The 25,029-nt window shown below is 74.9% G+C and carries 19 protein-coding genes and 2 tRNA genes; 6 read left to right on the top strand and 15 right to left on the bottom strand.

Translation table 11 applies throughout. The features are described 5' to 3' along the window. Positions 1–375: 375 nt before the first annotated feature. From Cph01nite_RS17975 to Cph01nite_RS17965, 3 genes are all read right to left on the bottom strand, one after another. Positions 376–2,859 (bottom strand): glycogen/starch/alpha-glucan phosphorylase, encoded by a 2,484-nt coding sequence (locus Cph01nite_RS17975; RefSeq protein ID WP_203676249.1) that lies wholly within the window; start codon positions 2,857–2,859, stop codon positions 376–378. A 183-nt stretch (positions 2,860–3,042) separates the two neighbouring features. Next, positions 3,043–3,846, bottom strand: a complete 804-nt coding sequence (locus tag Cph01nite_RS17970; protein ID WP_203676247.1) for an ABC transporter permease — start codon at positions 3,844–3,846, stop codon at positions 3,043–3,045. Next, complete coding sequence (locus tag Cph01nite_RS17965) at positions 3,843–4,814, bottom strand: ATP-binding cassette domain-containing protein (RefSeq protein WP_203676244.1); 972 nt, start codon at positions 4,812–4,814, stop codon at positions 3,843–3,845. The genes Cph01nite_RS17970 and Cph01nite_RS17965 overlap by 4 nt, the downstream gene beginning before the upstream one ends. Positions 4,815–5,001: 187 nt before the next feature. Between Cph01nite_RS17965 and Cph01nite_RS17960 the strand changes: the two genes are divergently transcribed. Then, positions 5,002–6,315, top strand: a complete 1,314-nt coding sequence (locus Cph01nite_RS17960; protein WP_203676237.1) for an MFS transporter — start codon at positions 5,002–5,004, stop codon at positions 6,313–6,315. Between the two features lie 26 nt (positions 6,316–6,341). On the opposite strand, the gene Cph01nite_RS17955 is transcribed toward Cph01nite_RS17960, so the two are convergent. The 5 genes from Cph01nite_RS17955 to Cph01nite_RS17935 form a co-directional block, all read right to left on the bottom strand. Continuing rightward, positions 6,342–6,794, bottom strand: a complete 453-nt coding sequence (locus Cph01nite_RS17955; RefSeq protein WP_203676229.1) for a GatB/YqeY domain-containing protein — start codon at positions 6,792–6,794, stop codon at positions 6,342–6,344. A gap of 85 nt (positions 6,795–6,879) precedes the next feature. Then, on the bottom strand, positions 6,880–8,019 hold the full coding sequence (locus Cph01nite_RS17950; protein ID WP_203676227.1) for an iron-containing alcohol dehydrogenase: 1,140 nt from the start codon (positions 8,017–8,019) through the stop codon (positions 6,880–6,882). Between the two features lie 82 nt (positions 8,020–8,101). Continuing rightward, complete coding sequence (locus Cph01nite_RS17945) at positions 8,102–9,541, bottom strand: glycoside hydrolase family 16 protein (protein ID WP_203676225.1); 1,440 nt, start codon at positions 9,539–9,541, stop codon at positions 8,102–8,104. 230 nt (positions 9,542–9,771) lie between these two features. Beyond that, positions 9,772–10,377 (bottom strand): flavodoxin family protein, encoded by a 606-nt coding sequence (locus tag Cph01nite_RS17940; RefSeq protein WP_203676223.1) that lies wholly within the window; start codon positions 10,375–10,377, stop codon positions 9,772–9,774. Positions 10,378–10,438: 61 nt separating this feature from the next. Then, positions 10,439–10,807, bottom strand: coding sequence for a VOC family protein (locus Cph01nite_RS17935; protein ID WP_203676218.1), 369 nt, complete (start codon positions 10,805–10,807; stop codon positions 10,439–10,441). 57 nt (positions 10,808–10,864) lie between these two features. Here Cph01nite_RS17935 and Cph01nite_RS17930 point away from each other — a divergent pair, with 57 nt between their 5' ends. Then, positions 10,865–11,314, top strand: coding sequence for a MarR family winged helix-turn-helix transcriptional regulator (locus Cph01nite_RS17930; protein WP_203676214.1), 450 nt, complete (start codon positions 10,865–10,867; stop codon positions 11,312–11,314). A gap of 89 nt (positions 11,315–11,403) precedes the next feature. Here the strand turns inward: Cph01nite_RS17930 and Cph01nite_RS17925 are convergent, their stop codons facing one another. The 3 genes from Cph01nite_RS17925 to Cph01nite_RS17915 all read right to left on the bottom strand — a co-directional run bounded on the left by Cph01nite_RS17925 (position 11,404) and on the right by Cph01nite_RS17915 (position 13,495). Continuing rightward, entirely contained in the window at positions 11,404–12,696 is a 1,293-nt protein-coding gene (locus Cph01nite_RS17925) for a ricin-type beta-trefoil lectin domain protein (protein ID WP_203676212.1), read from the bottom strand. A gap of 184 nt (positions 12,697–12,880) precedes the next feature. After that, complete coding sequence (locus tag Cph01nite_RS17920; RefSeq protein ID WP_203676210.1) at positions 12,881–13,183, bottom strand: helix-turn-helix domain-containing protein; 303 nt, start codon at positions 13,181–13,183, stop codon at positions 12,881–12,883. Positions 13,184–13,422: 239 nt separating this feature from the next. Continuing rightward, positions 13,423–13,495, bottom strand: a tRNA-Arg gene (locus tag Cph01nite_RS17915). Between the two features lie 343 nt (positions 13,496–13,838). On the opposite strand from Cph01nite_RS17915, the gene Cph01nite_RS17910 reads away from it, so the two are divergent. After that, positions 13,839–14,429 (top strand): hypothetical protein, encoded by a 591-nt coding sequence (locus Cph01nite_RS17910; protein WP_203676208.1) that lies wholly within the window; start codon positions 13,839–13,841, stop codon positions 14,427–14,429. 16 nt (positions 14,430–14,445) lie between these two features. Here the strand turns inward: Cph01nite_RS17910 and Cph01nite_RS17905 are convergent, their stop codons facing one another. After that, on the bottom strand, positions 14,446–16,974 hold the full coding sequence (locus Cph01nite_RS17905; RefSeq protein ID WP_203676206.1) for a PQQ-dependent sugar dehydrogenase: 2,529 nt from the start codon (positions 16,972–16,974) through the stop codon (positions 14,446–14,448). A 124-nt stretch (positions 16,975–17,098) separates the two neighbouring features. Between Cph01nite_RS17905 and Cph01nite_RS17900 the strand changes: the two genes are divergently transcribed. The 3 genes from Cph01nite_RS17900 to Cph01nite_RS17890 all read left to right on the top strand — a co-directional run bounded on the left by Cph01nite_RS17900 (position 17,099) and on the right by Cph01nite_RS17890 (position 22,224). Then, positions 17,099–17,500 (top strand): GNAT family N-acetyltransferase, encoded by a 402-nt coding sequence (locus Cph01nite_RS17900; protein WP_239069352.1) that lies wholly within the window; start codon positions 17,099–17,101, stop codon positions 17,498–17,500. Positions 17,501–17,578: 78 nt separating this feature from the next. Further along, positions 17,579–18,907, top strand: a complete 1,329-nt coding sequence (locus Cph01nite_RS17895) for an SWIM zinc finger family protein (RefSeq protein WP_203676204.1) — start codon at positions 17,579–17,581, stop codon at positions 18,905–18,907. Between the two features lie 2 nt (positions 18,908–18,909). Then, entirely contained in the window at positions 18,910–22,224 is a 3,315-nt protein-coding gene (locus tag Cph01nite_RS17890) for a DUF7824 domain-containing protein (protein WP_239069353.1), read from the top strand. Between the two features lie 41 nt (positions 22,225–22,265). Here the strand turns inward: Cph01nite_RS17890 and Cph01nite_RS17885 are convergent. The 3 genes from Cph01nite_RS17885 to Cph01nite_RS17875 form a co-directional block, all read right to left on the bottom strand. Then, positions 22,266–22,355, bottom strand: a tRNA-Ser gene (locus tag Cph01nite_RS17885). Positions 22,356–22,417: 62 nt separating this feature from the next. Further along, complete coding sequence (locus tag Cph01nite_RS17880; protein ID WP_203676202.1) at positions 22,418–23,686, bottom strand: threonine/serine exporter family protein; 1,269 nt, start codon at positions 23,684–23,686, stop codon at positions 22,418–22,420. A gap of 123 nt (positions 23,687–23,809) precedes the next feature. Beyond that, entirely contained in the window at positions 23,810–24,946 is a 1,137-nt protein-coding gene (locus Cph01nite_RS17875; RefSeq protein WP_203676201.1) for a hypothetical protein, read from the bottom strand. Positions 24,947–25,029 lie beyond the last annotated feature (83 nt).

The following is a 25,029-nucleotide window of genomic DNA, read 5'->3' as shown; positions in this document are numbered from 1 at the left end:
AGTCGCCGAGATGCTCGGGGTGGGAGTCGCAGGCTCGGCCTGGGCGGCGACGGCGCTGCCGCCGAGCGCGAGCACGGACAACGCCACGATCGTGGCGGCCCTGCGCAGGGGGGTGGGGGACACGAGGCTGCTCCTTCGTGCTCGCCCCCTCGGGGGCGGGCGGTGACGTGGATCGCACTGCTCCCCGGAGGCTAGGGGCACGCCGCGACGCCGGTCATCCGCCAGAAATCGCCTGCACCACGCAGCCCCGGAGGAAGCGGACGGCGCAGACGAGTGAACTTGCCGGGCGGCTGCGCGGCAGCGGCCGGCGCGCGCACGCCGCGGCCCCGCCGTTCACGACGTGTCGTGAACGGCGGGGCCGGGTGGTGCAGGGCGTCAGCGCGCGGCGAGCGGCTGCGAGTGCCAAATCCGGTCGATGTAGTCCCACATCGCCCGGTCGGAGGAGAAGTAGCCGGACCGCGCGACGTTGAGGATCGCGGAGCGGGTCCACGCCTCGGTGTCGCGGTAGGCGGCGTCGACCCGGTCCTGCGCGTCGAGGTACGCCTGGAAGTCCGCCAGGACGAGGAACCGGTCCTCGTGCAGCAGGTTCGACACGATGGGCTCGAAGACCGTGCGGTCGCCGCCGGCGAAGGCGCCGGACGCGATGCGGTCGATCGCGCGCCGCAGCGTCGGGTTCTCCTCGTAGTACGACGAGGGGTGGTACCCGGCCGTGACGAGCGCGTCGACCTCGGGCTCGACGAGACCGAAGAGGAAGAAGTTCTCGTCGCCGACGAGCTCGCGGATCTCGACGTTCGCGCCGTCGTCGGTGCCGATCGTGAGGGCGCCGTTGAGGGCGAACTTCATGTTGCCGGTGCCCGAGGCCTCCTTGCCGGCCAGCGAGATCTGCTCGGAGAGGTCAGCGGCCGGGATGAGCGTCTCGGCGAGGGTCACGTTGTAGTTCGGCGGGAAGACGACCGTGAGCGCGCCCTTGACCCGGGGGTCGTCGTTGACGACGCGCCCCACGTGGTTGATGAGCGCGATCGTCTGCTTGGCCATCTTGTAGCCCGGTGCGGCCTTGGCACCGAACGCGAACACCCGCGGCGGGATCGACGTGGGGTCGAGCTCGCCGCTGATGATGCGCTCGTACAGGGACACGATGTGCAGCACCTTGAGCGTCTGGCGCTTGTACTCGTGCAGCCGCTTGACCATGACGTCGAGCATCGCGTCGCCGGGCAGCGTGATGCCGTCGCGGCGCTGCAGCAGCGCGCTGAGCCGCTGCTTGTTGTGTGCCTTGACCGCGCGGAACTTCTCGCGGAACTCGGCGTCGTCGGCCAGCGGCTCCATCTCCCGCAGCCGGGCGAGGTCGGTGAGCCAGCCCGGGCCGATCGCGTCGGTGATGAGCTCGGACAGCGCCGGGTTCGCCAGCCGCACGAACCGCCGGGGCGTGACCCCGTTGGTGACGTTGGTGAACTTGTCGGGCCAGTACTCCGAGAAGTCGGGCAGCACCTTGTCGCGCAGCAGCTGCGAGTGCAGGGCGGCCACACCGTTGACCTTCGCGCCCGCGACCGTGGCCAGGAACGCCATGCGCACGGACCGCTCCGGGTACTCCGCGATGATCGACATGCGGCGCAGGCGCAGCTCGTCACCGGGGTAGCGCTGGGCGACCTCGGCGAGGAAGTCGTCGTTGATGCGGTAGATGATCTCGAGGTGGCGCGGCAGCAGCTTGCCGAGCAGCGCGACGGGCCAGACCTCGAGCGCCTCGGGCAGCAGCGTGTGGCACGTGTACGCGAAGCACTTCTGCGTGACGGCCCAGGCCTCGTCCCAGTCCCACTTCTTCTCGTCGACCAGGATCCGCATGAGCTCGGGGACCGCGATCACCGGGTGCGTGTCGTTGAGCTGGAAGATGATGCGGTCCGGCAGGTTGTGCAGGTCGAAGTCGGCCGGGAGCACGTTGTCGACGAAGTCCCGGATCGAGCAGGCGACGAAGAAGTACTGCTGCTGCAGCCGCAGCTCCTTGCCCTGGGGCGTGGAGTCCTCGGGGTACAGGACCTTGGAGATGTTCTCGGCGAACGTCTGCGCCCGCACGGCGTCGACGTACTCGCCGGAGTTGAAGATCGCGAGGTCGAAGGCCTTGGTGGCGCGGGCGCTCCACAGGCGCAGGGTGTTGACCCGCCCGTTCTGGTAGCCGGGGACCATGTAGTTGTAGGGCACGCCGAGGACGTCCCACGCGGGCACCCAGCGCGTGCGCTCGACGCCGTCGTCGTCCGTGTACCGCTCGGTGCTGCCGCCGAAGTGCACGGTCACCGCGGCCTCGGGGTGCGGGAACTCCCAGGGGGCGCCGAGGGTGAGCCACGTGTCGGCCTGCTCGACCTGGAAGCCGTCGACGAACGTCTGGCGGAAGATCCCGTACTCGTAGCGGATGCCGTACCCGATGCACGGGACGCTCATCGTCGCCAGGGAGTCCACGAAGCACGCGGCGAGGCGCCCGAGACCGCCGTTGCCGAGTCCGGGCTCGACCTCCTGCTCACGCAGCGTCGACAGCTCGATGCCGAGCGAGGCGAGGCCCTCCTCGACGATCTCGGTCATGTCGGTGGCGATCAGGGCGTTGTCGAGCTGACGTCCGAGCAGGTATTCGGCCGACAGGTACGCGACCGACTTGGCCTGCGCGTCGCGCTGGCGGCGCACCGTCTCCAGCCAGCGCGCCATGAGGTACTCCCGCACGGTGCGCGCGAGCGCGAGGTACTCGTCGTTGACGCTGGCCCGTTCGAGGGTGACGCCCTGCCCGAAGTGCAGCTCGCGGAGGAACTCCTTGACGAAGCCCTCGACGGAGTGCTGCGGGGCCGTCACCGGCGCGGTGCTGTTGGCACGGTTCTCAGTCACTTGCGCAACGGTAGTTGCCCGGTGCCGGTGAAACCAGGCCGGGGGGCCCAGCCGCTCCCCCGCGCACCTCTCGGACCGCGTGTTTCCCGGCGTGTCCTGCGACACCTCTCACGTGCCTCTCACCAGCCGGGCCGGCCCTGACCCCGGGCGGCGGGCCGTGCTCGGTCCCGGTCCCGGTCCCGGTCAGCGCGAGGTCTGCCGGTACCGCGCGGTGGCCAGCGGGGCGAACACCACGAGGATGACGACGACGCACAGCAGCGTGTAGAGCACGGGGTTCTGCATGGACCAGGCGTCGGGCACCGGGGCCGCGGGGTTGGTGTTGCCGAACAGCTCGCGGCACGCCTGCGTGAGCGTCGAGACCGGGTTCCACTCGACGATCCGCTGCAGCGGCGCCGGGAACGAGTCGAGCGGCACGAACGCGTTGGACACGAACGTCAGCGGCATGATGACGATGAACGACGCGTTGTTGATGACCTCGACGCTGGGCACGAGCACCCCGACGAGCGCCATGATCCAGCTGACCGCGTAGGAGAAGGCCAGCAGCAGCCCGAACGCGGCGACCGCGTCGAGGAACGACCCGCGCACCCGCCACCCGACGAGCAGCCCGGTCAGCGCCATGATCGCCAGCGAGAGCACGTTGTAGACGACGTCGGACAGGGTCCGGCCCGCGAGCACCGCCGACTGCGACATCGGCAGCGAGCGGAACCGGTCGATGATCCCCTTCTGCATGTCCTCCGCGATGCCCGCCCCCGTGAACGTCGCCCCGAACACGACGGTCTGGGCGAAGATCCCCGGGATGAGGAACTCGCGGTAGCTCACACCGTCCCCGGGGTCGATCGCCCCGCCGAACACGTACGCGAACAGCAGCACGAACATGATCGGGGAGATGAGGACGGCCACGAGGATCTCGGGGACGCGCAGGATCTTGATGAGGTTGCGCTTGGCGACGACGTGCGTGTCGACCAGCGTGCGGGTCAGCGAGCTCATCGGGCCACCTCCGGCATGGCGTCGTCCTCGGCGGGACGACCGGTCAGGGTGAGGAACACGTCGTCCAGGGTCGGTCGCCGCAGGCCGGCCTCGAGCACGGCGACGCCGTCGGCGTCGAGCCGGTCGAGCACGGCGCGCAGCGCACGGGTGCCGTCGAGCACGGCGACCGACAGCGCGCGCCCGTCGCCGTCGGACCGCACCTCGTCGCCCGCAGCCACCGCGTCCAGGGCGGCACGGGCCGCCGCGGACCCGCCGGCGTCCGCCAGCAGCACCTCGACCCGCTCGCCGCCGACCTGGGCCTTGAGCTGGTCGGCGGTCCCGCGCGCGATCGCCCGGCCGTGGTCGATGACCACGATGTCGTCCGCGAGCCGGTCGGCCTCCTCCAGGTACTGCGTCGTCAGCAGCAGGGTCGTGCCCGCGCGCACCAGGTCGGTGATGACCTCCCACATCTGCAGCCGGCTGCGCGGGTCCAGGCCCGTCGTCGGCTCGTCGAGCACCACCACGGCGGGCTCGGCGACCAGCGCGCACGCCAGGTCGAGGCGTCGGCGCATGCCGCCGGAGTACGTCTTGGCGGGCCGCCCGCCCGCGTCGGCGAGGTCGAAGCCGCCGAGCAGCGCGTCCGCGCGGGCCCGCGCACGCCGCCGCGGGAACCCGTAGAGCCGCCCGATCATCTCGAGGTTCTCGGCGCCCGTGAGGTTCTCGTCGACCGCGGCGTTCTGGCCGGAGAGCCCGATGCGCCGGCGCACCTGCTCCGGCGCGCGCAGCACGTCCGCGCCCGCGACGGTCGCCGTGCCCGCGTCGGGGCGCAGCAGCGTGGTGAGGATGCGGACCGCGGTCGTCTTGCCCGCACCGTTGGGGCCCAGCAGGCCCAGCACGGTGCCCTCCGGCACCTCGAGGTCCAGACCGCGCAGGGCCTCGACCTCGCCGTAGCGCTTCACCAGCCCGTGCGCCGTGATGGTCGCCGTCATCGCGCTCTCCGCCCGTCGTCACCCGTGAGCACCTCGCCCGAGCGCGATCCTCCACCCGACCACCGACACCCGCAGCGCAAACGGCGTGACACCGCCGCGGGGTGGGGACACCATGGCCACACCCCGATGAGTCCGGCCGCGCCGGCGGGTCTACCTCGCGACCACCCCGACCCCCGCAGAGGCCCCCATGACGACCCCCTCCGAGACGGCCCCCACCGACCGACCGCGCTGGCGGCGCGACGTCGGCGTGTTCCTCACCGGCCAGACGTTCTCCCTGCTCGGGTCGATGCTCGTGCAGTACGCGATCATGTGGCACCTCACGCTCGAGACGCGCTCGGGCACGGTCATGGCGGTCTACGCGGTCGTCGGGTTCCTCCCGCAGGCGGTGGTGTCGGTCTTCGGCGGGGTGTGGGCCGACCGGCTCGACCGCCGCGCGCTCGTCATCGGCGCCGACGCGACCATCGCCGCGACCACGCTCGCCCTGGCGCTGCTCATGCTGTCGGGGTACGACGACCTGTGGCTGCTGTACGTGGCGGCGGCGATCCGCTCGGCGGGCGCCGGCATCCAGACGCCGGCGGTGGGTGCGCTGCTGCCGCAGATCGTCCCGGCCGACAAGCTCATGCGCGTCAACGGCATCAACGCCACGATCCAGTCCGGGATGATGCTCGTCGCGCCCGCGCTGGCCGCCGGCCTGTACGCGTGGGCGTCGATCGAGGCCATCTTCTTCGTCGACGTCGTGACCGCGCTCATCGGTATCGGGCTGCTGCTGCTCGTGCCCGTGCCGCGCCTGGTGCGCAGCGACCAGCAGTCGGGCGTGCGCGGCTACCTCGCGGACCTCGCCGACGGCGTCCGGTACGTGGCGACGACGCCGTTCGTGCGGTGGGTCCTGGCGATGTGGGGCGTCGTGTTCGTGCTCATCGTCGCGCCGTCGTTCCTCACGCCGCTGATGGTGGTCCGCTCGTTCGGCGACGAGGTGTGGAAGCTGACGGTCAACGAGCTGGCCTTCAGCGTCGGCATGACCCTCGGCGGCGTCGTCGTGGCCTGGTGGGGCGGCCTGCGCAACCGCGTGCACATGGTCGTCGCGACGACCGCGGTGTTCGCCGTGCTGAACGTCGGCCTGGGCCTGTCCCCGAACATGTGGGTGTTCTTCGGGTTCATGTTCCTCGTGGGCCTGGGCGTGCCGTTCTTCTCGACGCCGACGATGACGGTGCTGCAGGAGAAGGTCGAGCCCGAGCGCCTGGGTCGGGTGTTCGGGTTCGTCGGCATCGTCATGGCCGTCGCGATGCCGCTGGGCATGGCCGTGTTCGGGCCGCTCGCCGACCGGTACTCGGTGGAGTCCCTGCTGGTCGCCGCGGGTGCGGCGCTCATGCTCGTCGTGGTCGCCGGCGTCGCGCTGCCGTCGGGGCGGCGCGCCATGGCCGAGGCCGCGTCGACGGATCCACCGGCCGCCGACGAGCCGGCGGACGTCACCACCGACGAGGAGCCGGCACGTCGGGGGTGACGTGCCGGCCCGTCGTCGGGGTGTCGTCAGCCCGCCAGGCGCGCCCGGACCAGGGCGCTGAGCGCCTTGCCGTCGGCGCGGCCCTGCGCGCGGGCGCCCGCCTCCCTCATGACGGTGCCCATGTCCTTGAGGGTCGACGCCCCGGTGTCGGCGAGGACGGCGTCGACCAGCGCCGCGAGCTCGTCGTCGGTCAGGCGCGTGGGGAGGTACTCGTCGACGACGTCCGCCTCGGCCGCCTCCGTCGCGGCACGCTCGGGGGCACCGGCGTCGGTGTAGATCTGCGCGGACTCGCGGCGCTTCTTGGACTCGCGGGCCAGGACCGCCAGGACCTCGTCCTCGGTGAGCTCGCGCTCGGCCGCACCGGCCTTGGCCTCGTGCCGCACGGCGCCGATGAGCTGGCGCAGGGTGCTGGTGCGCAGGGTGTCGCGCGCCTTGAGGGACGTGGTGAGGTCGGCGGTCAGCCGGTCGAGGGTGCTCATGGGTCCATCCTCGCGACGCCGGGCCGCCGACGCCCGTTGTTTGCGGCGCGCGCGCCGCCGTCGGGTCCCGCGGGACGCACCCGGCTCACCAGGACGCGGCGACGACGTCCGTGAGCTCGGCCGCCGTGAGGGTGACCGGGTTGCCGCGGGTGGAGGACGCCGCGAGCGCGTCGGCGACCGCGTCCGGGACGTCGGCGGCGGCCAGCCCGAGCGCGCCCAGGCCGGGGACGTGCAGGGCGGCGACGAGGTCCGTCAGCCACGCGACGGCGTCGTCGGCCCGCGCACCCGGCCGCCCGGTGAGCGCGACCGCGGCCTCGTCGTACCGGACCAGGCCCGGCCCGCGGGGGTCCGACCGCCGCAGCGCGGCGACGTTCGCGGCCGTCGTCGCGGCCAGCACCGCCGCGCACACCTGCCCGTGCGGGGCGCCCAGCCGCCCGCCCAGCGCCGCGGCGAGCCCGTGCACGGCCCCGAGCCTCGCGTTGGCGAGCGCCATCCCCGACAGCAGCGCCGCGACGCTCAGGTCGGTGCGCGCGTCGACGTCGTCGCCGTGCTCGACGGCCCGCTGCAGGCTGCGCCCGGCACGGACCAGGCCGTCGCGGGCGAGCGGGTCGGTCAGGGGCGTCGCGTGCGGCGTCGTGAACGCCTCGAGGCACTGCGTGAGGGCGTCGGCCCCCGACGCCGCCGTGAGGTCCGGTGGGCAGCCGAGCGTGAGCAGCGGGTCGACCACCGCGACCGCAGGCAGCATCGCGCGACCCCGCAGGCTCGCCTTGACGCCGCGCTCCGGCACCCGGACGGGCGCGTTCGCGGTGGCCTCCGCACCGGTGCCGGCCGTCGTGGGCACGGCCACGACGGGCAGCGCACCGCCCGGCAGGGGCAGCCCGCGCCCGACGACCTCCAGGTGGTCCAGCACGTCCGTGCCGCCGGGTGCCAGCACCGCGACGCACTTGGCCAGGTCGACGACCGACCCGCCGCCCCAGCCGATGACGACGTCGGGGCGGACGTCCCGGGCGACGTCGACCGCCGCGCGCACCGCCTCGACGTCCGGCTCGCCCCGGTGCCGGTGGACGACGGCCCCGTCGAGCGCGCCGACGTCCGCGGAGCGCCCGGCGACGACCAGCACGCGCGACCCCAGGTCCGCCACGACGTCCGGGAGCTGCGCGGCCGCGCCCGTCCCGACGACGATGCGACCCGCGGTGGCGAACGTGCTGGTGGCGAGGGTGTCCATGGGTCGAGGCTAGGCCCGGACGCCGCAGGGCCCCGCGGTCGTCACGTGACCGCGGGACCCTGCGCCGGTGGCCGGCGACCTGTCAGAGGACCCAGCGCTGGTTCGCGCCGCCGTGGCAGGTCCAGATGATGACGCGCTGCCCGTCGCTCAGCGGCAGGCCGCCCTTGGCGTCGAGGCACTTGCCGGACTGCGGGTTGCGCAGCGCGCCGGTCGACGCATCGAACCGCCACTGCTGCGCCTTGGTGCCGTTGCAGGCCCACAGCTGGACCTGCGTCCCGGCGCGGGTGGCGCCGCCGGCGACGTCGAGGCACTTGCCGAGCGCGCGCACGGTGCCGTCCGCGCCGCGGGTCCAGTCCTGCGCGACGTTGCGGTTGCAGTGCACGATCTGGATCGGGTTGCCGTCGTGGGTCTTGGCCCAGGGGACGTCGAGGCAGAGGGTGCCGTCGGCGCGGATCGTGCCGGAGCCGGTCGGCAGGGGGCCGGGGGTGGGCTTCGGGGTGGGCGTCGGTGTCGGGGTCGGCGTCGCCGGGCGCGTCGGGGTGGCCGACGGCTGGGGTGCCGGCGGCGTCGACGGCCGCGGGGTGGCCGAGGGCGTGGGGGTCACGGGCGTCGGCGCCGCCGTGGGACGCGGGGGCGTGGTCGGCGTCGGCGACACGGTCGGGTTCGCGCCGTTGTCCACCACCCGGATCCAGTCGACCTTCATCTGCTGCGGGAACGACGTGGTCGCGTCGGGGTACCCGGGCCACTCGCCGCCGACGGCGACGTTGAGCAGCAGGTAGAACGGCGCGTCGAACAGCCAGGGGTTGGCGCCGACGTCGGACCGCGTGACGCGGTGGTACTGCTGCCCGTCGACCAGCCACGTGATCTCGCCGGGCTTCCAGTCGATCGCGTAGGTGTGGAACGCGTCGGCGAAGTCCTGGTTCTGCGGGTGCCGGTACGCGCCGCTGATCCCGCCGGCACCGAGGTAGCCGGGCCCGTGGACGGTTCCGTAGACGTAGTTCGGCTCCTTGCCGACGTACTCCATGATGTCGATCTCGCCGGTGGCGGGCCACGTCGCGTTGTTGTCGCCGAGCATCCAGAACGCGGGCCAGATCCCCTGCCCCTTCGGCAGCTTGATGCGGGCCTCGATGCGGCCGTACGTCAGGGCGACCTTGCCCTTGGTGGTCAGCCGCGCGGACGTGTACGAGCCGTCGGCCTGCTTGCGGGCGGTGAGGACGAGGTTGCCCTCGCCGTCGAGCGCCGAGTTGTCGCGGGACGTCGTGTAGTTCTGCAGCTCGGCGTTGCCCCAGCCGTTGGCGCCGGTGTCGAAGCGCCACTGGGTGGTGTCGGGGGACGTGCCGGCGGGTCCGTCGAACTCCTGGGACCACAGGACGTCGCCGACGGCCGCGGGGGCGGGACCGCCGGTCAGGGCTGCTGCGGGGGACGCCGCGGCTGCGGCGGCCAGGACGGGGGTGGTGAGCACGACGGCCGCGAGGGCTGCGGAGAGCAGCCGGGTGCGACCGGGACGGGTGCGGGGGGACATCGAGCCTCCTAGGTCCGGCTCCGCGAGGAACCGGCGGTCGGCGTGGCGACGCCTGCCGAGCAGGTCCCCGTCGTTCCCCCCGACCCGCGTCGATGCCGACGCCACCACTGACTGACCGATCTGTCAGCGGAGCCTCGACCGTAGTATCGGACGAATCGGACAGTCAAGCGCCGGTCAAGCACGCACGCCCGTGCCGCCGCGCCCCCCGCGACCGGCGTCGGCGAGGGCCGTCAGCCGGCGGGGTACGGCTGCGCGCGCAGCAGCCGCGCGAGGTGGGCCGCGTTGCGGGCGGCCGTGGCCGTGGTCCCGGCGGTCGGCTCGGGCGTCTCGTCGAGGTCCTGGTAGTCGGTGCCCTCCATCGCGCGTCCCACCCAGTACGTGACGCCGGCCGCCGGGATCGTGAACCCGACGTCGTCGAGCGCCTGGAACAGCTCGGCGCTGGTGTGGTGGGCCCCGTCCTCGTTGCCGACGACCGCGACCACCGCGACCTTGCCGTACGTGAGGAGGCGGCCCTCGTCGTCCGTCTCCGAGAGCTCGGCGTCCAGCCGCTCCAGCGCCCGCTTGGTCACCGAGGACGGCTGCCCCAGCCAGATCGGGGTGGCCAGCACGAGGATGTCGGCGGCGAGCACCTTCGCGCGGATCGCCGGCCAGGCGTCGCCCTCCCCCATGTCCGCCTGGACGCCCGGTCGCACGTCGTGGTCGACGAGCCGCACGAGCTCGCCGGTGACGTCGTGCTCCGCGAGCGCGTCGAGGACCTGCCGCGCCAGCAGCTCGCTGCTGGACCGGGCGGGCGAGGGCGTCAGGGTCCCGACGAGGGCGAGGGCGGTGAGCTGCATCTGCCCAGCGTCGCAAGCGCGCGTCGGGTGCGCGACCGGAACCCGACGGCCGGGGTCGACCTCAGGCCCGGTCGTGGAGCGTGACGTGGTAGCCGTCGGGGTCGGCGAAGGTGAACGTCAGGCCGAAGGGGCCGTCGACGGGTGCGGACACGATGCGGTGGCCGGCGGCGGCGAGCGAGTCGTGGACGGACCGGACGTCCGTGGCGTGCAGCCAGAGGGCGACGCCGGCGCCCGGCCGGGTCGCGCCGTCGAGGCCGGCACCCGGCACCACGTCCCGCAGGGCGAACGCGATCGGCGCCGTCCGGAAGACCACGGCGTGGGGAGGGCCGTCCGGTGAGCGGACGAGGCCGAGGTGGTGCTCGTAGAACGCCCGCGACGCGTCGAGGTCGCGCACCTGCAGCGAGATGAAGTCGAGCCCGGTGACCGGCATGGTGCCGCCTTCCTTCGTGTCAGTTATCTGACACTCAGCGTATGTCAGAATGCTGACATGAGGCAAGACGGCGTCGGCATCGACCTGGAGACGTCCCTCGGGTACCTGCTCAAGGAGACGGCGAGCGCCCTGCGCTCCGCACTGGAGGACGTGCTGCGCCCGCTCGGCATGAACGTCACGCACTACGCGTGCCTCGAGCTGCTGGCGCAACGCCCGGGCCTGTCGAGCTCGGAGCTCGCGCGCGGCGCGTTCGTGACGAGGCAGACCATGCACGTCCTGCTGCAGGCCCTCGAGCGCGCGGGTCAGGTGACCCGACCCGCCGAAGCCCCCACCGGCCGGAGCCTGCCCGTCGAGCTCACGCCGGACGGTCGACGGCTGCTGGAGCAGGCGTCCGCCGCCGTGCGGGGCGTCGAGGTGCGGATGCTGTCGGGCCTCACGACCGCGGAGCAGGCAGCCGCGTCCGCGGCCCTGCGCGCGATGGTCCGGTCGCTGCGCGACGGAGCCTGAACGCGCCCGCCGGCCCGGACGGACGACGGCGGGACGTGTCCGGGAGGGGTGGACACGCCCCGCCGCACGGGGACCGACGGGCCGAGGACTCAGAAGACCCAGCGCTGGTTCGTCGCGCCGTGGCAGGTCCAGACCACGAGCTTCTGCCCGTCGTACATCGGGTTGCCGCCGTCGGCGTCGAGGCACTTGCCCGCCCCGACGTTGCGCAGCGTGCGCGCCGACGCGTCGTACGTCCACTTCTGCGCCGCCGTGCCGTTGCACGTCCACAGCTGCACGCGCGTGCCGTCGGCCGTGCCGCCGCCGGAGACGTCGAGGCAGCGCCCCAGCGCACGGATCGTGCCGTCGGCCCCGCGCGTCCACTGCTGGGCGGCGTTGCCGTTGCACGCGACGATCTGCACCGGGTTGCCGTCGTACGACTGGCCCCACGGGACGTCCAGGCAGTAGGTGCCGTTGGCGCGCAGGGTGCCCGTGCCCGTGGGCAGCGCACCGCCGGTGCCGCCGCCTCCGGTGCCGCCGCCCGTGCCGCCACCCGTGGCGCCGTTGTCGGTGACGCGGATCCAGTCGACCTTCATCTGCTGCGGGAACGTCGTCGAGCCGTCGGGGTAGCCCGGCCACTGCCCGCCGACCGCGACGTTGAGGATGAGGAAGAACGGCTGGTCGAAGACCCAGGCGTTCGAGCCGACGCTCGCGCGCGTCACGCGGTGGTACTGGCGACCGTCGACGTACCAGGTGATCTCACCGGGCTTCCAGTCGATCGCGAAGTCGTGGAACGTGTCGGCGTACGACCAGCCCTGCGGGTGCATGGCGGAGCCGGTGATGCCGGCGCCCCCCGAGTACCCCGGCCCGTGGACCGTGCCGTGCACGATGTGCGGCTCCTTGCCGACATTCTCCATGATGTCGATCTCGCCGGCCGCCGGCCACGACGTCCCGGGGAACTGGCCGCCGAGCATCCAGAACGCCGGCCAGATGCCCTGACCCCGCGGGATCTGGATGCGCGCCTCGATGCGCCCGTACCGCAGCTCGACCTTGTCGTTGGTCTGCAGCCGCGCCGACGTGTAGGAGCCGTCGGCCTCGCGGCGTGCGGTGATGACCAGGTTGCCGTTGCCGTCGAGCGCGGAGTTGGCGCGCGAGGTCGTGTAGTTCTGCAGCTCGGCGTTGCCCCAGCCGTTCGCGCCCGTGTCGTAGGACCAGACCGCGGGGTCGGGCGCGGAGCCGGCGGCCCCGTTGAACTCCTGCGACCACACGACGTCACCGACGGCGGCGGGTGCGGGCCCGGCCGGCAGGGCGGCGGCGGGCGCCGCGGCTGCGGCCGTGCCGACGAGGACGAGGGTCGCGAGCAGCGCGGCGGATCGGGTCGCGGTGCGGCGGGCGGGTGGGTGCATGGACGGCCTCCAGGGTCGGCCGACCCTGACGGGCCGGCGGTCGCGCAGGTGGTGCCGTCGCGCAGGCCCTCGCGCTCCCCCGGCCCGACGTCGTCGTCGACGCCACCAGTTGCTTACTGATCGGTAAGCGCTGCCGACGGTAGCGACCCCGACGACCCGTGGTCAAGAGGTGTGTGACGGTGCGTCACACGCCTCTCGTCGCCCGACACCGCTCGCGCTCGACGAGCGACACCGCGGCCCAGCGGCGCCCGTCGACGACGACGAACCCCGCGTCCGCGAGGTCCTGCAGGTGGGCCAGGACGACGCCCGGCGGCAGGTCGCAGCGGCGCGCCAGGGTGCCGACGCCGGACGGGCCGTGCTGGGCGAGCTCGAGCAGGACGCGCGCGCGCCGCGCACCGGCGTCCTCGGGAAGGTCGCGCAGCTCGCCGGGCGGGACGCCCGGGCGCGCGGAGGTGGTCGGGCGCGACAGCGCCACGGAGGTGGTCATGGGTGGATCAGATCCTTCACGCGCACCGGTGACGGCGCGCACAGACGTGTGGCGTGCCCGGCGGCGCTGCGCCGCGGGCGTCGCCGCGGCGCGCAGGTGCGCGGGTCGCGGACGGGCGCAGGTCGGCACCACCACCCGACATCGGGGGCGGACCGGGCGCGCCGTGGCGCGACCCTGCCGGAGCCTGCTGGACGTGACACGAGCCCGGCACCCACAGCGCCGGGCTCGTGACCGAACTGCGCGCCCGAAGGGACTCGAACCCCCAACCTTCTGATCCGTAGTCAGATGCTCTATCCATTGAGCTACGGGCGCATGACCCTCGCGGGCCGTCGAGAACGATACAGGCACCAGGGGCCGGACCCCAAACGCGATCCGTGCGGCGTCGGCCACAGGCCGCCGGGGTCGGCGAGGACCCGCTCGCTTCACTACCCGTCAGTAAGGGGCCGTTCGGGCTGCGCGTCACCCGCCCACGCTCGGCCGACCGGGTGGCACGTCATGCCGTCCGCGTCCGCGAGTGCGCAAGTGTGTCACCGTGACCACTCGCTGCGGGTCCGAGGACGTCCCCGCACGTCACGAGCGCGAGGGAGGGCACGGTGGCCGGTCGTCACGACCGCGGCGGGGCCGACGCGCCGTGCGCGGGCAGCCGGGCTGTGACATGAGCGTGCGTGAGGTCCACGACGCCCTGCACGGGTGGGCCGCCCGCCTGGTGTCGATCGGCGCCCTCGTCGTCACGCGCCTGCGCCCCGGGCTCACCTGGGCCGAGGCGCAGGACCTCGCGCACCTGCACGGCTACGACCTCACCGAGGAGGTCGCCGCGCTGTGGACGTGGCGCGACGGCGTGGGAGCGCGACCCGGCCGGACGCCCGCGCACCTGGCGCCCGGCCAGGACTTCGCGTCGCTGGACGAGAGCTTGCGCCGCTCGCGCGAGTACCTCGAGGCGTCGCGCGCCGAGGAGCGTGCCGGCACCGCCACCGGGACGGTGTGGCAGCCGCACTGGGTGGTGGCCGTCCACGGGCACGCGTCCCCCCTCGTCCTGGACGGCCACCGCCCCGGCCCGGACACGTTCCGCCACGACCCGCAGGCGGACCCGCTGGTCGTCGCCCGCTCCACGCTCCCCCAGCGCATCGCCCGCTGGCACGACATGCTCGACACCGGCACGTGGCGGATCGCCCGCGACGGCACCTGGGACGTGGACCTGTCCCACCTCACCGAGGCCGCGCACGCACCCCGCACGGAGGTCACCTAGGGTGCGGGGGCACGCCCTAGCTCGGCCGCAGCTGCTCCGCGGGGACGATCTGCCACGGCTGCGACTCGCTCCACCAGCGCAGCTGGATCGTCGCGTCGCCGCGGTTGTCGTAGTACTCGAGCCGGATCGGTACCGCCTGCCCGGCCCGCAGCGTGACCGTGCCGGTGTGCACCGTCTCGGCGTGGTCGTTCCACTGGTTGATGATGCGGCGCCCGTCGACCCAGAGGCGGACGCCGTCGTCGCTCGTCGTCGCGAACCGGTACAGCTGGGAGTACCGCGGGACCAGCGTGCCCTCCCACCGCACGGAGAACGTGTCCGGCCCGATGCCGGCGACCGGCGCCCCGGAGCCCCAGCGGAAGTCCACGGTGGGGTCGACGCGTGTGACGCGGGTGCCGGTGAAGTCCATGTTGTCGAAGTACGTGCCCCGCAGCCCGCGCTGGGTCGACGACGCGGTGAGCGTCGCCGTGAGGGTCGCGGCGCTGGCCGGGGTGGTCCACGTACGGGTCGCCGCGGTTGAGCCGTCGGACCACCGGTCGAGCACGTAGGGCACGCCCTGCGCGTCGGTCTGGGCCGGGACCGCGAGCTGCAGGCCGTAGCCCGCCCACGAGGTCACGGTGGTCGGACCGGTGATCGTCTCGCCGTTGACCGTCAGCGTGCGACCCGCCGGTGACGTGCCGAGCGTGACGGCGACGGTGCGCGGCTGGAGGTCGCGCGTGAGCGTCGTCGCGACCCCCTGCGAGTCCGTCGCGGTCAGGATCACCCGCAGGTAGCTGTTGCCCGCCGCGGCGAGGTCCTCGGGACCGGGCGCCGTGAAGGTCGTGCCCGTCCCGGTGACCGGGCCGAGGAACGGGTGGGTGTGCTGGTCGTGGACGCGGATGACGGTCCAGCTGAGCCGCGAACCGGCCAGGACGCCGTCCTGCGCGTCCGTCGCCGAGCCGGACAACCGGATGGTGTCGCCGACCGTGAACGTGGCCCCGGCGGCCGGCGACGTGATCGTCACGACGGGCGCCGTGTTGCCCGAGCTGATCCGCACCGTGACGGGCGCGGACGTCGCGCCCGCCGCGTCGCGGACCCGCAGGGTCGCGGTCCAGTTGCCGGTGGCGTACGTGTGCCGGACCGTCGGGGTCGTCGTGGTCGCGTCGGCCGTGCCGTCCCCGAAGCTCCACAGGTACGTGAGGGCGTCACCGTCGGGGTCGCTGCTGCTGGACCCGTCGAGCGTCGTGGTCAGCGGCGCCGCGCCCGTCGCCGGGCTCGCCGTGACGACCGCCGTCGGCGGGCGGTTCGCGGTGCCCGAGTACGCGATGCGCCGGATCTCGCCGCCGTTGGAGTACGTCGTGTAGTACAGCGCCTGGCCCCCGGCGTGCGGCCCGAACTCGAGATGGACCGCCCCACCGAGACCGGTGGCGAAGTTGGTCTGCACACCGCCCGACAGCATCATGATCCGGCCGCACACGTAGTCGGCGAACAGGTAGGCGTCGTCCGCGACGGGCCACACGCCGTTCGGCACGAACGCGCCGCCGGTGATCGAGCCGCAGCCCGCCGAGCGGTTGTAGGAGTGGACCGGGTCGGTCATGCCGGCGGGCAGCGGGCCGCCGCAGTTCGCCGCGGACCCCGTCTGCGCGCAGGGCCCCTCGCGCACGGGCCACCCGTAGTCGACACCGGGAGTCCCGAGGTTGACCTCCTCCCACGCGTTCTGCCCGACGTCGTTGACGTGGAACACCGTGCCGGCGGCGTCGGGGTCGAACGCGAAGCGGAACGGGTTGCGCAGGCCCCACGCGAACGTCTCCCGGCAGATCGTCCCCGCGGGTGCCGGGGCGAGCCGACAGCTGGCGGTCCCGGCACCCGTGAACGGGTTGCCGGGAGCCGGGGCGCCCGTCGTGCGGTCGACGCGCAGGACCTTGCCGTTGAGGGTGTGGCGGTCCCGCGACGCGTCGTTGTTGCCGGCGCACCCGCTGTCACCCGCGTAGTCGCAGCCGCTGTCGCCCGTCGTGACGTAGAGGTAGCCGTCCTTGCCGACGTGCACGTCGCCCGCGTTGTGGTTGCCCTCCGAGGAGTAGATGCCGTCGAGCAGGATCGTCTCGCTCGCCGGGTCGACCGTGTTGTCGTCGCGCAGGACGAAGCGCGAGACCCGGTTGGTCGGGGCGCCCGCGGGGTTGGCGCGCTGGCTCGTCGGGCACGCGGAGCTCGTGCCGCGCGCCGTGTAGAACAGGTAGATCGCGCGCGTCGAGGGGTCCGGGTCGACCGCGACGCCGAGCAGCCCGCGCTCCGCGTTGGTGCACAGCCGGCCCGCGAGGTCGAGCGCCGGCGTCGTGAGCAGCACGCCGTCCGGGGTGCGGACCCGCAGCCGCCCCGGCTGCTGCGCGATGAGCATGCGCCCGTCCGCGGTGAACGCCAGCGCGGTAGGGCTCGCGACGTTCGCGACCGCCGCGTCCGTGAACCCCGCCGGGACGGTGGCCGCGACCGCCGGTGGCGACGCCACCACCGTCAGCCCTGCCGCGACCAGCGCACCCACCACGACCTGCACGACCCGACGCATGCGACGCATCGAGGGCCCCCGTCCTCGTCGACGTCCTGTGAGGGTCCGAGCATGCAGGCACGGGGGACCGGACGCAACGGGTGAAACGGACCGTCCACGATCCGGTCGCTCCGGCGTGAGTCACCCTGGGACCGTGCGCACCCCCGACCTGCGCGTCCGCTTCGCCGTGGACGACGCCGCCCTGACCCACCTGCACGCCCGCGCGTTCGGCTCCCCCGCCCCCGACGGGGTCACCCCGTGGGCCGCGCGCCTCGAGCGGCACAGCGTGACGTGGGTCGGGGCGTTCGCCGACGACGACCTCGTGGGATTCGTCCACGCGTGCTGGGACGGCGGTGCGCACGCGTTCCTGCTCGACGCCGTCGTCGACCCCGCCCACCAGGGGCAGGGGACCGGGCGCCGGCTCGTCGAGCGGCTCGTCGACGAGGTCCGGGCCGCGGGCTGCGCGTGGCTGCACGTCGACTGCGAGCCGCACCTGGCGTCGTTCTACCGGGCGTGCGGGTTCGGGCCGACGGCGGCCGGACTGCTGCGGCTGTGACGAGCAGGGCGGGGGCGTCCGGGTGATGCAGGTGCCCGCGCCGTCGCGGCGTCGGTGCCCGCCCCTAGACTCCGCGCCGTGACGACCCGGACCTTCGCCCAGTCCTCCCACCTGGGCGCCGACGGCCTCGTGCTCGGCCTCGCGCCGGCCCTGACCCCCACGGGTCTCGACGCGGACCCGAGCTTCTGCCACGGGTTCGCGACGCACCCGCAGGTGCTGGCACGTGGCCTGGTCACCCTGGCCGACGTCACCGCGACCCGGTACGTCCAGTACACCCCGACCAGCCTGCGGGACCCCGTGCTCACGGCACACGGCGACCGGCTGCGCGCCGAGTGCTTCTCGGCGTGCAACAGCGTGTACGCGCGGCTCGACCTGCTGCCCGACGCGTTCGACTCCGGCACGCTCGGCCGCGGCACGACGAACGTCGACATCGGGCCGACCACGCGCGCCGCCCTCACGCACGTCGGCCGGGACCGGCTGCTGCACCTCGACGTCGGGCACGCCGGCATGACCGTGTCCGCCCCCGAGGTCACGACCGTCGAGCGCCCCGTCGAGATGCCGGGGCGCTGGGTGCGCGCGCTGGGGAACGTCGCCGAGCTGCACCACGGCCTGCCGCACGCGTTCACCGTCGGCGCGGCCGGGGCCCGCGCGTTCGTCGCCGCGCTCCCGCCCGCCACGGCCGCGGGACGCTCCGGCTGGCTCGTCGCGGCACGGGACGCGGTCCGGGTCGCCGCGCGCCCGACGCCCGGGGGCGTGCACGTCACCGGGCTGCACCGGCTCAGCGCCGCGAAGCGCCTGCTCACGCACGTGACAGGCCTGGCCGTGCACGGCACCGGTGCGCCCGGGCCGGTGGTCGTCGAGCTCGCGCTGCCCGGTGCCCGCCTCGTCCTGGGCCTGACCGACGAGGCGTGGCGCGGCCACTCTGGCGAGGGGTCGCTGCTGTCGGCGCTCGCCGGCGCGACCGTCGTCGAGGACGCCGACCTGGTGGCCGCGCTGCTCGCGTTCGAGCCCGTCGTGGACGTGCCGCGCCTCGCGCGTGGCGCGGCGCTCGACGAGCCGCGGGTGCGGGCCGCGCTCGCCGTCCTCGCCGCCGACGGGCGCATCGGCTGGGACGTGCACGACGCCGCGTGGTTCCACCGCGAGCTCCCGCACGACCCGGCGCGCGTCGAGAAGGACAACCCGCGGCTCGTGGGCGCACGGCGGCTCGTGGACGACGGCGGCGTGGCGCCCGACGGCGACGGCTGGTCGGTGCGCCGCCGCACGGGTGACGGCGCGCCGGCGTACCGCGTGACCCGCGACGGGGACGCCGACCGCTGCACCTGCCCGTGGTACCTGCGGCACGGCACCGGGCGGGGCCCGTGCGCCCACGTGCTCGCCGTCCGCATCGTGACCGAGGAGAGCTCGTGAGCATGCCCCCCGCCCTGGCCGCGGCCGTCGAGGTGTTCCGGGAGCTCGGCTGGGCCGATGCCGCCCCCGAGGACGTCGAGCACCTGCCGCTGGGCACACCGGAGCAGCAGCAGGTCGCCCGGGCGGGCCTGGCAACGGGCGACTGGGGGGAGTACGGGCAGCTCGACGCGCGCACCTACGGCTGGACCAGCCACGTCGGCGTCGACGAGGCGGTGCTCGCGCTGTTCGCCGTGCGGGTCGGGGTCGACGCGGCACGCGCGGTGCGCGTCGTGCGCGGCGCGGGCATCGACGACGAGCTCCTCACCCGCGTGCTCGCCGAGCGCGGTCCCCGGTTCGCCCGCGCCCTGCTCGGCGCCGCGTACCGCCCGGTCCGCCGACCGTGGGAGCACTCGACGACGGCGCTGGCCGGACCCGTCGTGCGCCTGGTCGACCTGCACGACCTGCCGGTTCCCGACGACGTGGAGTACCTGCGGGACTGGGTGGTCTACGCGGCGGGCACGCTCACCGGCGAGAGCGGCGACCTGTACCCGTCGGAGCGCGGCTGGGCACCGCCGCCCGTGGTCGCACGGCGCCTGCGGGAGCACGTGCGCGCGGCCGTGACCTGCGGGGTGCCGGCGACGGGCCCGCTCGGCACGGTCCTGCCCGCGGCGGTCGCGCAGGGCCTGCTCGACCGGGACGAGGCAGTCGGGCTCGCCCTCGCGGCCCTCGACGCCGCGCAGCGCCCCGGGGACCGCAAGGTCTGGGCGCAGCTGCTGACCGGACCGCTGGCCCTGACCGACGCGGAGGTCGTCGCGCACGCCGACGCACTCGTGCCGGTCCTCGCGCACGGCGACGCGGCGGTGATCTCCGCGTTCGCCCCGGCGCTCGTCGCGGGCGTCGACGACGACACGCTCGCGGACGTCCTGATCGTGGCCCTCCCGGTCCGCACCCGGGCCGTGCTGCGCACCCTCCTGACCGCCGCCGCCGCGCGACCCCGCCCGCACGACGCCACCTGCGACGTCGTCGCGCCGCTCGTCACCCCGCACGCCTCCAGCCCGGACCGGGCGCTGGCCCGCGCCGCCGCGGCGCTCACCGCGGCGTGGGACCTGAGGGCCGACGAACCGGCGGACCTCGACGATCCCGACGCCACCCCGCCCGACCGGTGGCGCGCCACTCCCCCGGTGTGGCAGGTCCCGTGGTTCGAGGTCGGCGAGGTCAGCGGCGCCGCTCTGACGGCTGCGGCCGCCGTGCTCACCGGGCGCCCCGACGAGGGGTTCGACGTCGAGGTCGACCGCTTCCTCGCGCTGGCCAACGCACTGGCCCGCACGGACCGTGACGCCGCGCGGACCGCGCTCGGGGGCGTACGCGCCACGTCCGCGCCCGGCCTGGCGTCGGTGGCCGCGTGGGTGGCGGGGACGGACGGGCCGTGGCTGGACCGCCCGGCGAGCCACCACCGGTCGGCGACGGTCCACGACCCGCTGGCCGCGCGCGAAGCGTCGGTCGTGCAGCGCCTCGGCGAGGTGCCCGTCCTGCTGTCGACGCCGACGTGGGTCGACCTGCGGATCGACCCCGCGGACCTCGTCACGCGGCTGCGCGCGTACGCCGCCTCGGACGCCGTGGCGTCCGAGGCGGACGTGCTCCTCGCGGCGACCCGCTGCGACCTCACGCTCGCGACCGACGCCGTGGTGGCTGCCCTCGCGTCGCTGCCGGTACCCGTGGTGCTGCAGTCCGGAGCGCCGGCCGCGTTCACCGCTGGGCCGGCACTGGCCACGTACCTGCGCGACCCGGTCCGTGAGCCCGCCCTGGTGCTGGGCGAGTGGCGGCAGTGGACGCCCGAGGAGGCGCCCCTGCCGGCGTCGCTGGCGCGGTTCCCGGAGCGCCTCGCCACGGACCGCTGGGCCCCGCGCGCGGACCTGGCGGTGTTCCCGACGTGGGGCGACGCCGCGTCGACCGGTGTCGAGGGCTACCCGACGCCCGGCACCGGCCTGGTCCTGCGGCAGCTCGCGCGGCGCGCGACCCCGCTGACCCCCGGCCTCGCGGTCAACCTCCTGGGCGCGCAGCGCGGTCTGCACCCCCGCGCCGCCGCGGACGGCACGGCCGCAGTGCACGAGGCGTGGGAGCGAGGACTGCTGCGCCCCGGCGCCGCCGACGTCCGCCTGCTCGACTGGACGGAGACGTCGTCGAACCTCGCGGCCTTCGCGCGGGTGTGTGCGCAGCTCGCCGACGAGGGGCTGCTGTCGGTGGTGTGGCCGCTGCTCGACGACCTGCTGCAGGTCTCGCTGCGGGCGTCGCGCCTGCTCGCCGGGACGGCCGAGGTCGCCGAGGCCGTGCGGGCGCTGCTGCCGGACGTCCGGGCCGCGGTCGCGCAGGGCGTCGCACCGGCGTCGGCGCTCGACCTGCCCGGCACGCGCGCCCTCTCGGCCCGCGGCGGCTCGTCCCGGGCGGTCGTCGCGGCCCGGGCGGTGGCCACGGACGTGCCGGCGCCGACGGTACCCGCCGCGGCGCCGCCCGCCGCGCCGCCGGGCCGTCCCTTCGACGAGGTGTGGCCCGCCGGCGCCGGCACCGTGCCGGCCGTCGTCGACGGCGCGTTCCTCACCGTGCTCCCGGCACCCGGCTCCCGGATGCCCCCCGTGCTCGAGGTCGCCCTGCCCGACGGCGGCACCTACCACGTCGCCAAGTCGTGGTTCTACGACCTCGAGCACGAGGGCCAGTGCCAGGCCCGGTCGCTGTCCGCGGACGCGTCGGCACGCACCGACGCCTGGCTGCGGTGGGACACGTCGACCGGTCGGCTGGTCGTCTCACCGCACCGCAACTGGCGCGACGGCCGCGACGGCCCCCTGCCGGGCGGGGACGTGCCACCACTGACGACGTCGATGGTCGCCGCGCTGCTGCTCGCGCTGTGCCAGGACGACCCGCCGACGTACTACGTCGAGTCCGTCCTGCGGGAGGGCCCCGTGGGGTCGGCCGCGGTGGCGCACGCGATGCGCGCGCTGGTGCCGTCGCCCCACGTCAGCCCGGCACGCATGGCCCGGCTGGTCGACACGGACCCCACGACCCTGCCCGTCCTGTGGCCGGTCCTGGTCGAGTCCGTCCGCTACGCGGCCACGCTCGACGGCTCGCCGCCGCGCTGGCTGAACCGCGTGCTCGACGTCGCCGTGCACCACGCCGCCACCCTGCGCGAGGCGGCGCAGCGCGGCCTGCTGCCCACCGACGCCGCCGCCTGGCCGGGGCTGGGCGACCTCGCCGCCACGGCACGGTCGGCGACGGTCCGACGCAAGGCCGCGACCCTCGTCGAGCAGCTGGGGACGACCCCGGACGCACGACAGCCCGGACCCTGACGGGCCCGGGCTGTCGGCGGTGTCCTGCGACAACCGCCACGCGGAGACGGTGGGATTTGAACCCACGGAAGGGTTGACCCCTTCACGGCCTTAGCAGGGCCGCGCACTAGACCTGGCTATGCGACGTCTCCAGGACGTTGCACAGGGTACCGGGCGCCCGTCGTCCGGCCAAAGCGGAGGGCAGCGCCGCAGGTCAGTGCTCGAATCCCCACTCCCGGTCGGTGCACATGCGCGCCACCGCGAGCCCCACGGCCAGCGCCGTGACGACCAGCGCCGCGGACACCCCGTAGGTCAGCGCCTGCGGCACGTCGCCGTTGCTCAGGTAGTACACGGCGCGGTAGGCGGGCACGCCGGGCACCATGATCGTGACGGCCGGCACGTACACGGTGATCCGCGGGATGTTGAGCCGTGGCGCGATCCACGCGGCGAGCAGCCCGACGAGGAACGCCGCGACCGCCGCCGCGGCCTGCGGCGGCCACTCGAGCAGGACGACGGCCTCGATGCGCAGCAGGTTCGGCAGCGTCGCGACGCCCGCAGCGACGAGCGCCATGCGCCAGGGGCTGTTGAACATGAGCGCAAACCCCAGGACGCCGACGAACGACGCGAGCAGCCGCAGCAGCGTCATCGCCGCCGGGTCCAGCGCGAGCTCGCGCGGCGGGTCGGGGCTCAGCCCGACGACGATCGACACGGCCCACACGGCGAACGCCGCGGACACGAAGATCATCAGCGCCCACGTCAGACGCGCCACCCCGGCGGAGAAGTCGAGCTTGGCGAGGTCGAGCGCGCCGGTGGCCAGCGGGAAGCCCGGCACGAGGAACAGGGCGGCGGCCACGTACCCGGCCTCGTGGATCTCGACCGTCAGACCGAGCGAGTGCAGCGCCTGCACGAACCCGAGGTACGACAGGCTCGCCAGGCTCGCCGCCAGCATCGTGACGCCGAACTGGTTGAACCCGCGGTGCAGCATGACGCGCCGCAGCCCCTGCCCGAGGCCCGCGCCGATGAACGCGCCGACGACCTCGATGGGCCCGCCGTTGTTGAGGAACGCGAACGCGGCGCACGCCACCGCGGCCCACAGGGCGTTGAGCGCGACGGGGTACAGCGGCGGCTTCGCGGCGATCCGGTCGACCTCGGTGGTGACCTCGTCGACCGTGACGGGCGCACGCGCCTCGACGCGTTGCGCGAGCAGCTCGAGCTCGGCGAGCCGGTCGGTGTTGACGCCGACCGTGCGGACCTCGGTGACCTCCGTGCGGAACGACCGGCCGCGGTGCGACGTCGTCGTGATCTCCGTGAGCGTGACGTGCGCCTGGTGGCGGTCGATGCCGAGCGCCGCGGCGACCCGTGCCATCGACGCCTTCACGCGGTAGGAGCCGGTGCCCGACGCGAGGCTGAGCCGGCCGACGCGCAGCACCGCCCCCGAGCGGCGGATCAGCTCGAGCTCGTCGTCGTCCGGTTCGGTGGGCACGGCCCCATCATGGCCGGACACGCCGACGGGGGGCAGGACGTCGGCCCTACGCGGGCTGTCGACCTCGCCACACCCGCGGTGCACGTGCGCGGCGCGGGCGCGGGGCGCGCCGCGAGGACGCGGCTACGGGAGGTCGGCGGCCGCCCGGGCCTCCTGCTCACGGGCGCGCTCGGCGGCGGCCTGCGCACGGTCGAGGTCCCGGCGCGCCGCCCGGACGGCCTTCTCCTGCTCGCGCGCGCGGGTGCGGGTCGCCACGAGCGCCTCGTCGGCTCGCGGCAGCGCGGCCCGGGCCTCGGCGAGCCGACGCCGCACGTCCGCGAGCGCACGGACCAGCTCCTCCTCCGCCGCGTACGCGTCCGCGGACGTCCGCTCGGCCTCCTCGAGCGCGCGGACGGCGGCCTGCTCGGCCGCGGCCGCGTCGTCGTGGCGGGTGCGCAGGCGCTCGAGCTCGGACTCGGCCGCCTCCCGGGCGGCGGCGGCCTGCTCGTGACGGCGGCGCAGGCGCTCCTGCTCGCGCTCGCGGCGTGCGCGTTCCCGCGCCTCGGCTGCGTCGGCGCCGTCCGCGGTGCCCGCCGCGCGACGGGCCCGGCCCGCGGGCGCGTCGCCCGACGGCGTCGCCCGCCGCCCCGCCCCGCCGGGCGCGCGGGGCCGGCCGGCACCGGGCTCCCCCGCCGACGCCCCTCGCTCGGCGCCGCCCGCGTCGGCTCCGCTCGGGTCCGCGGCGCCCGCGTCGGCGTCGCCGGGTCCCGTGCGGCGCGGTCCGGCTCCGGCGGTGTCGGCGTCCACGGACCCGAATCCGACGTGCTCGGTGCCGTGCGTGAGCGTCCCCGCGGCGACGGCGTCGGCGACCGCCGGGTCGGCGAGCGCGGCGGTGAGCGTGCGCTCGACCTCCTGCGCGGCGGCGGTCGACAGCTTCTGCCCGGCGTCGACGGCCAGGCGCCGGGCCCGCGCGACGAGCCCGGACACCAGCGCGCGCCGCTGCCTGCCCAGGTCGCGCAGCGCCGGCCCGTCGAGGGACCGCTCGGCGTCCCGCATCCCCTCGCCCAGGTCGCGCAGCGCGCCCGCGAGCGCGGGGTCGTCCCTGACCAGCAGGTTCACCGCCCACGCCGCGACGGTGGGCTTGCGCAGCGACGCGATCCGCCCGGCGAGGTCCTTGTCCTTGGCTGCCTTCGCCGCCCGGACGGCGGCGTCCCGGCGCGCGACGAAGTCGTCCAGCGCCCCGCCGTAGAGCTCGTCGACGACCTCGTCCATCCCACCCACGCCCCCACCCTGCCCGCGACCCCCCGCTCCAGCCCCCCAACACACCGCGACAGAGCAATCCAGCCACCCCCACCTCCCGCGAC

The sequence above is a fragment of the Cellulomonas phragmiteti genome (assembly GCF_016862775.1).
GTDB lineage: Bacteria > Actinomycetota > Actinomycetes > Actinomycetales > Cellulomonadaceae > Cellulomonas > Cellulomonas phragmiteti.
Note: the sequence above shows the minus strand (reverse complement) of the source record. Positions and strands in the feature narration are given on the sequence as shown.

Coding starts and splice junctions, on each gene's coding strand:
- Cph01nite_RS17970 (WP_203676247.1), bottom strand. CDS start 3,846: ATGAGCTCGCTGACCCGCACGCTGGTCGACACGCACGTCGTCGCCAAG.
- Cph01nite_RS17965 (WP_203676244.1), bottom strand. CDS start 4,814: ATGACGGCGACCATCACGGCGCACGGGCTGGTGAAGCGCTACGGCGAG.
- Cph01nite_RS17960 (WP_203676237.1), top strand. CDS start 5,002: ATGACGACCCCCTCCGAGACGGCCCCCACCGACCGACCGCGCTGGCGG.
- Cph01nite_RS17955 (WP_203676229.1), bottom strand. CDS start 6,794: ATGAGCACCCTCGACCGGCTGACCGCCGACCTCACCACGTCCCTCAAG.
- Cph01nite_RS17950 (WP_203676227.1), bottom strand. CDS start 8,019: ATGGACACCCTCGCCACCAGCACGTTCGCCACCGCGGGTCGCATCGTC.
- Cph01nite_RS17945 (WP_203676225.1), bottom strand. CDS start 9,541: ATGTCCCCCCGCACCCGTCCCGGTCGCACCCGGCTGCTCTCCGCAGCC.
- Cph01nite_RS17940 (WP_203676223.1), bottom strand. CDS start 10,377: ATGCAGCTCACCGCCCTCGCCCTCGTCGGGACCCTGACGCCCTCGCCC.
- Cph01nite_RS17935 (WP_203676218.1), bottom strand. CDS start 10,807: ATGCCGGTCACCGGGCTCGACTTCATCTCGCTGCAGGTGCGCGACCTC.
- Cph01nite_RS17930 (WP_203676214.1), top strand. CDS start 10,865: ATGAGGCAAGACGGCGTCGGCATCGACCTGGAGACGTCCCTCGGGTAC.
- Cph01nite_RS17925 (WP_203676212.1), bottom strand. CDS start 12,696: ATGCACCCACCCGCCCGCCGCACCGCGACCCGATCCGCCGCGCTGCTC.
- Cph01nite_RS17920 (WP_203676210.1), bottom strand. CDS start 13,183: ATGACCACCTCCGTGGCGCTGTCGCGCCCGACCACCTCCGCGCGCCCG.
- Cph01nite_RS17910 (WP_203676208.1), top strand. CDS start 13,839: ATGAGCGTGCGTGAGGTCCACGACGCCCTGCACGGGTGGGCCGCCCGC.
- Cph01nite_RS17905 (WP_203676206.1), bottom strand. CDS start 16,974: ATGCGTCGCATGCGTCGGGTCGTGCAGGTCGTGGTGGGTGCGCTGGTC.
- Cph01nite_RS17890 (WP_239069353.1), top strand. CDS start 18,910: ATGCCCCCCGCCCTGGCCGCGGCCGTCGAGGTGTTCCGGGAGCTCGGC.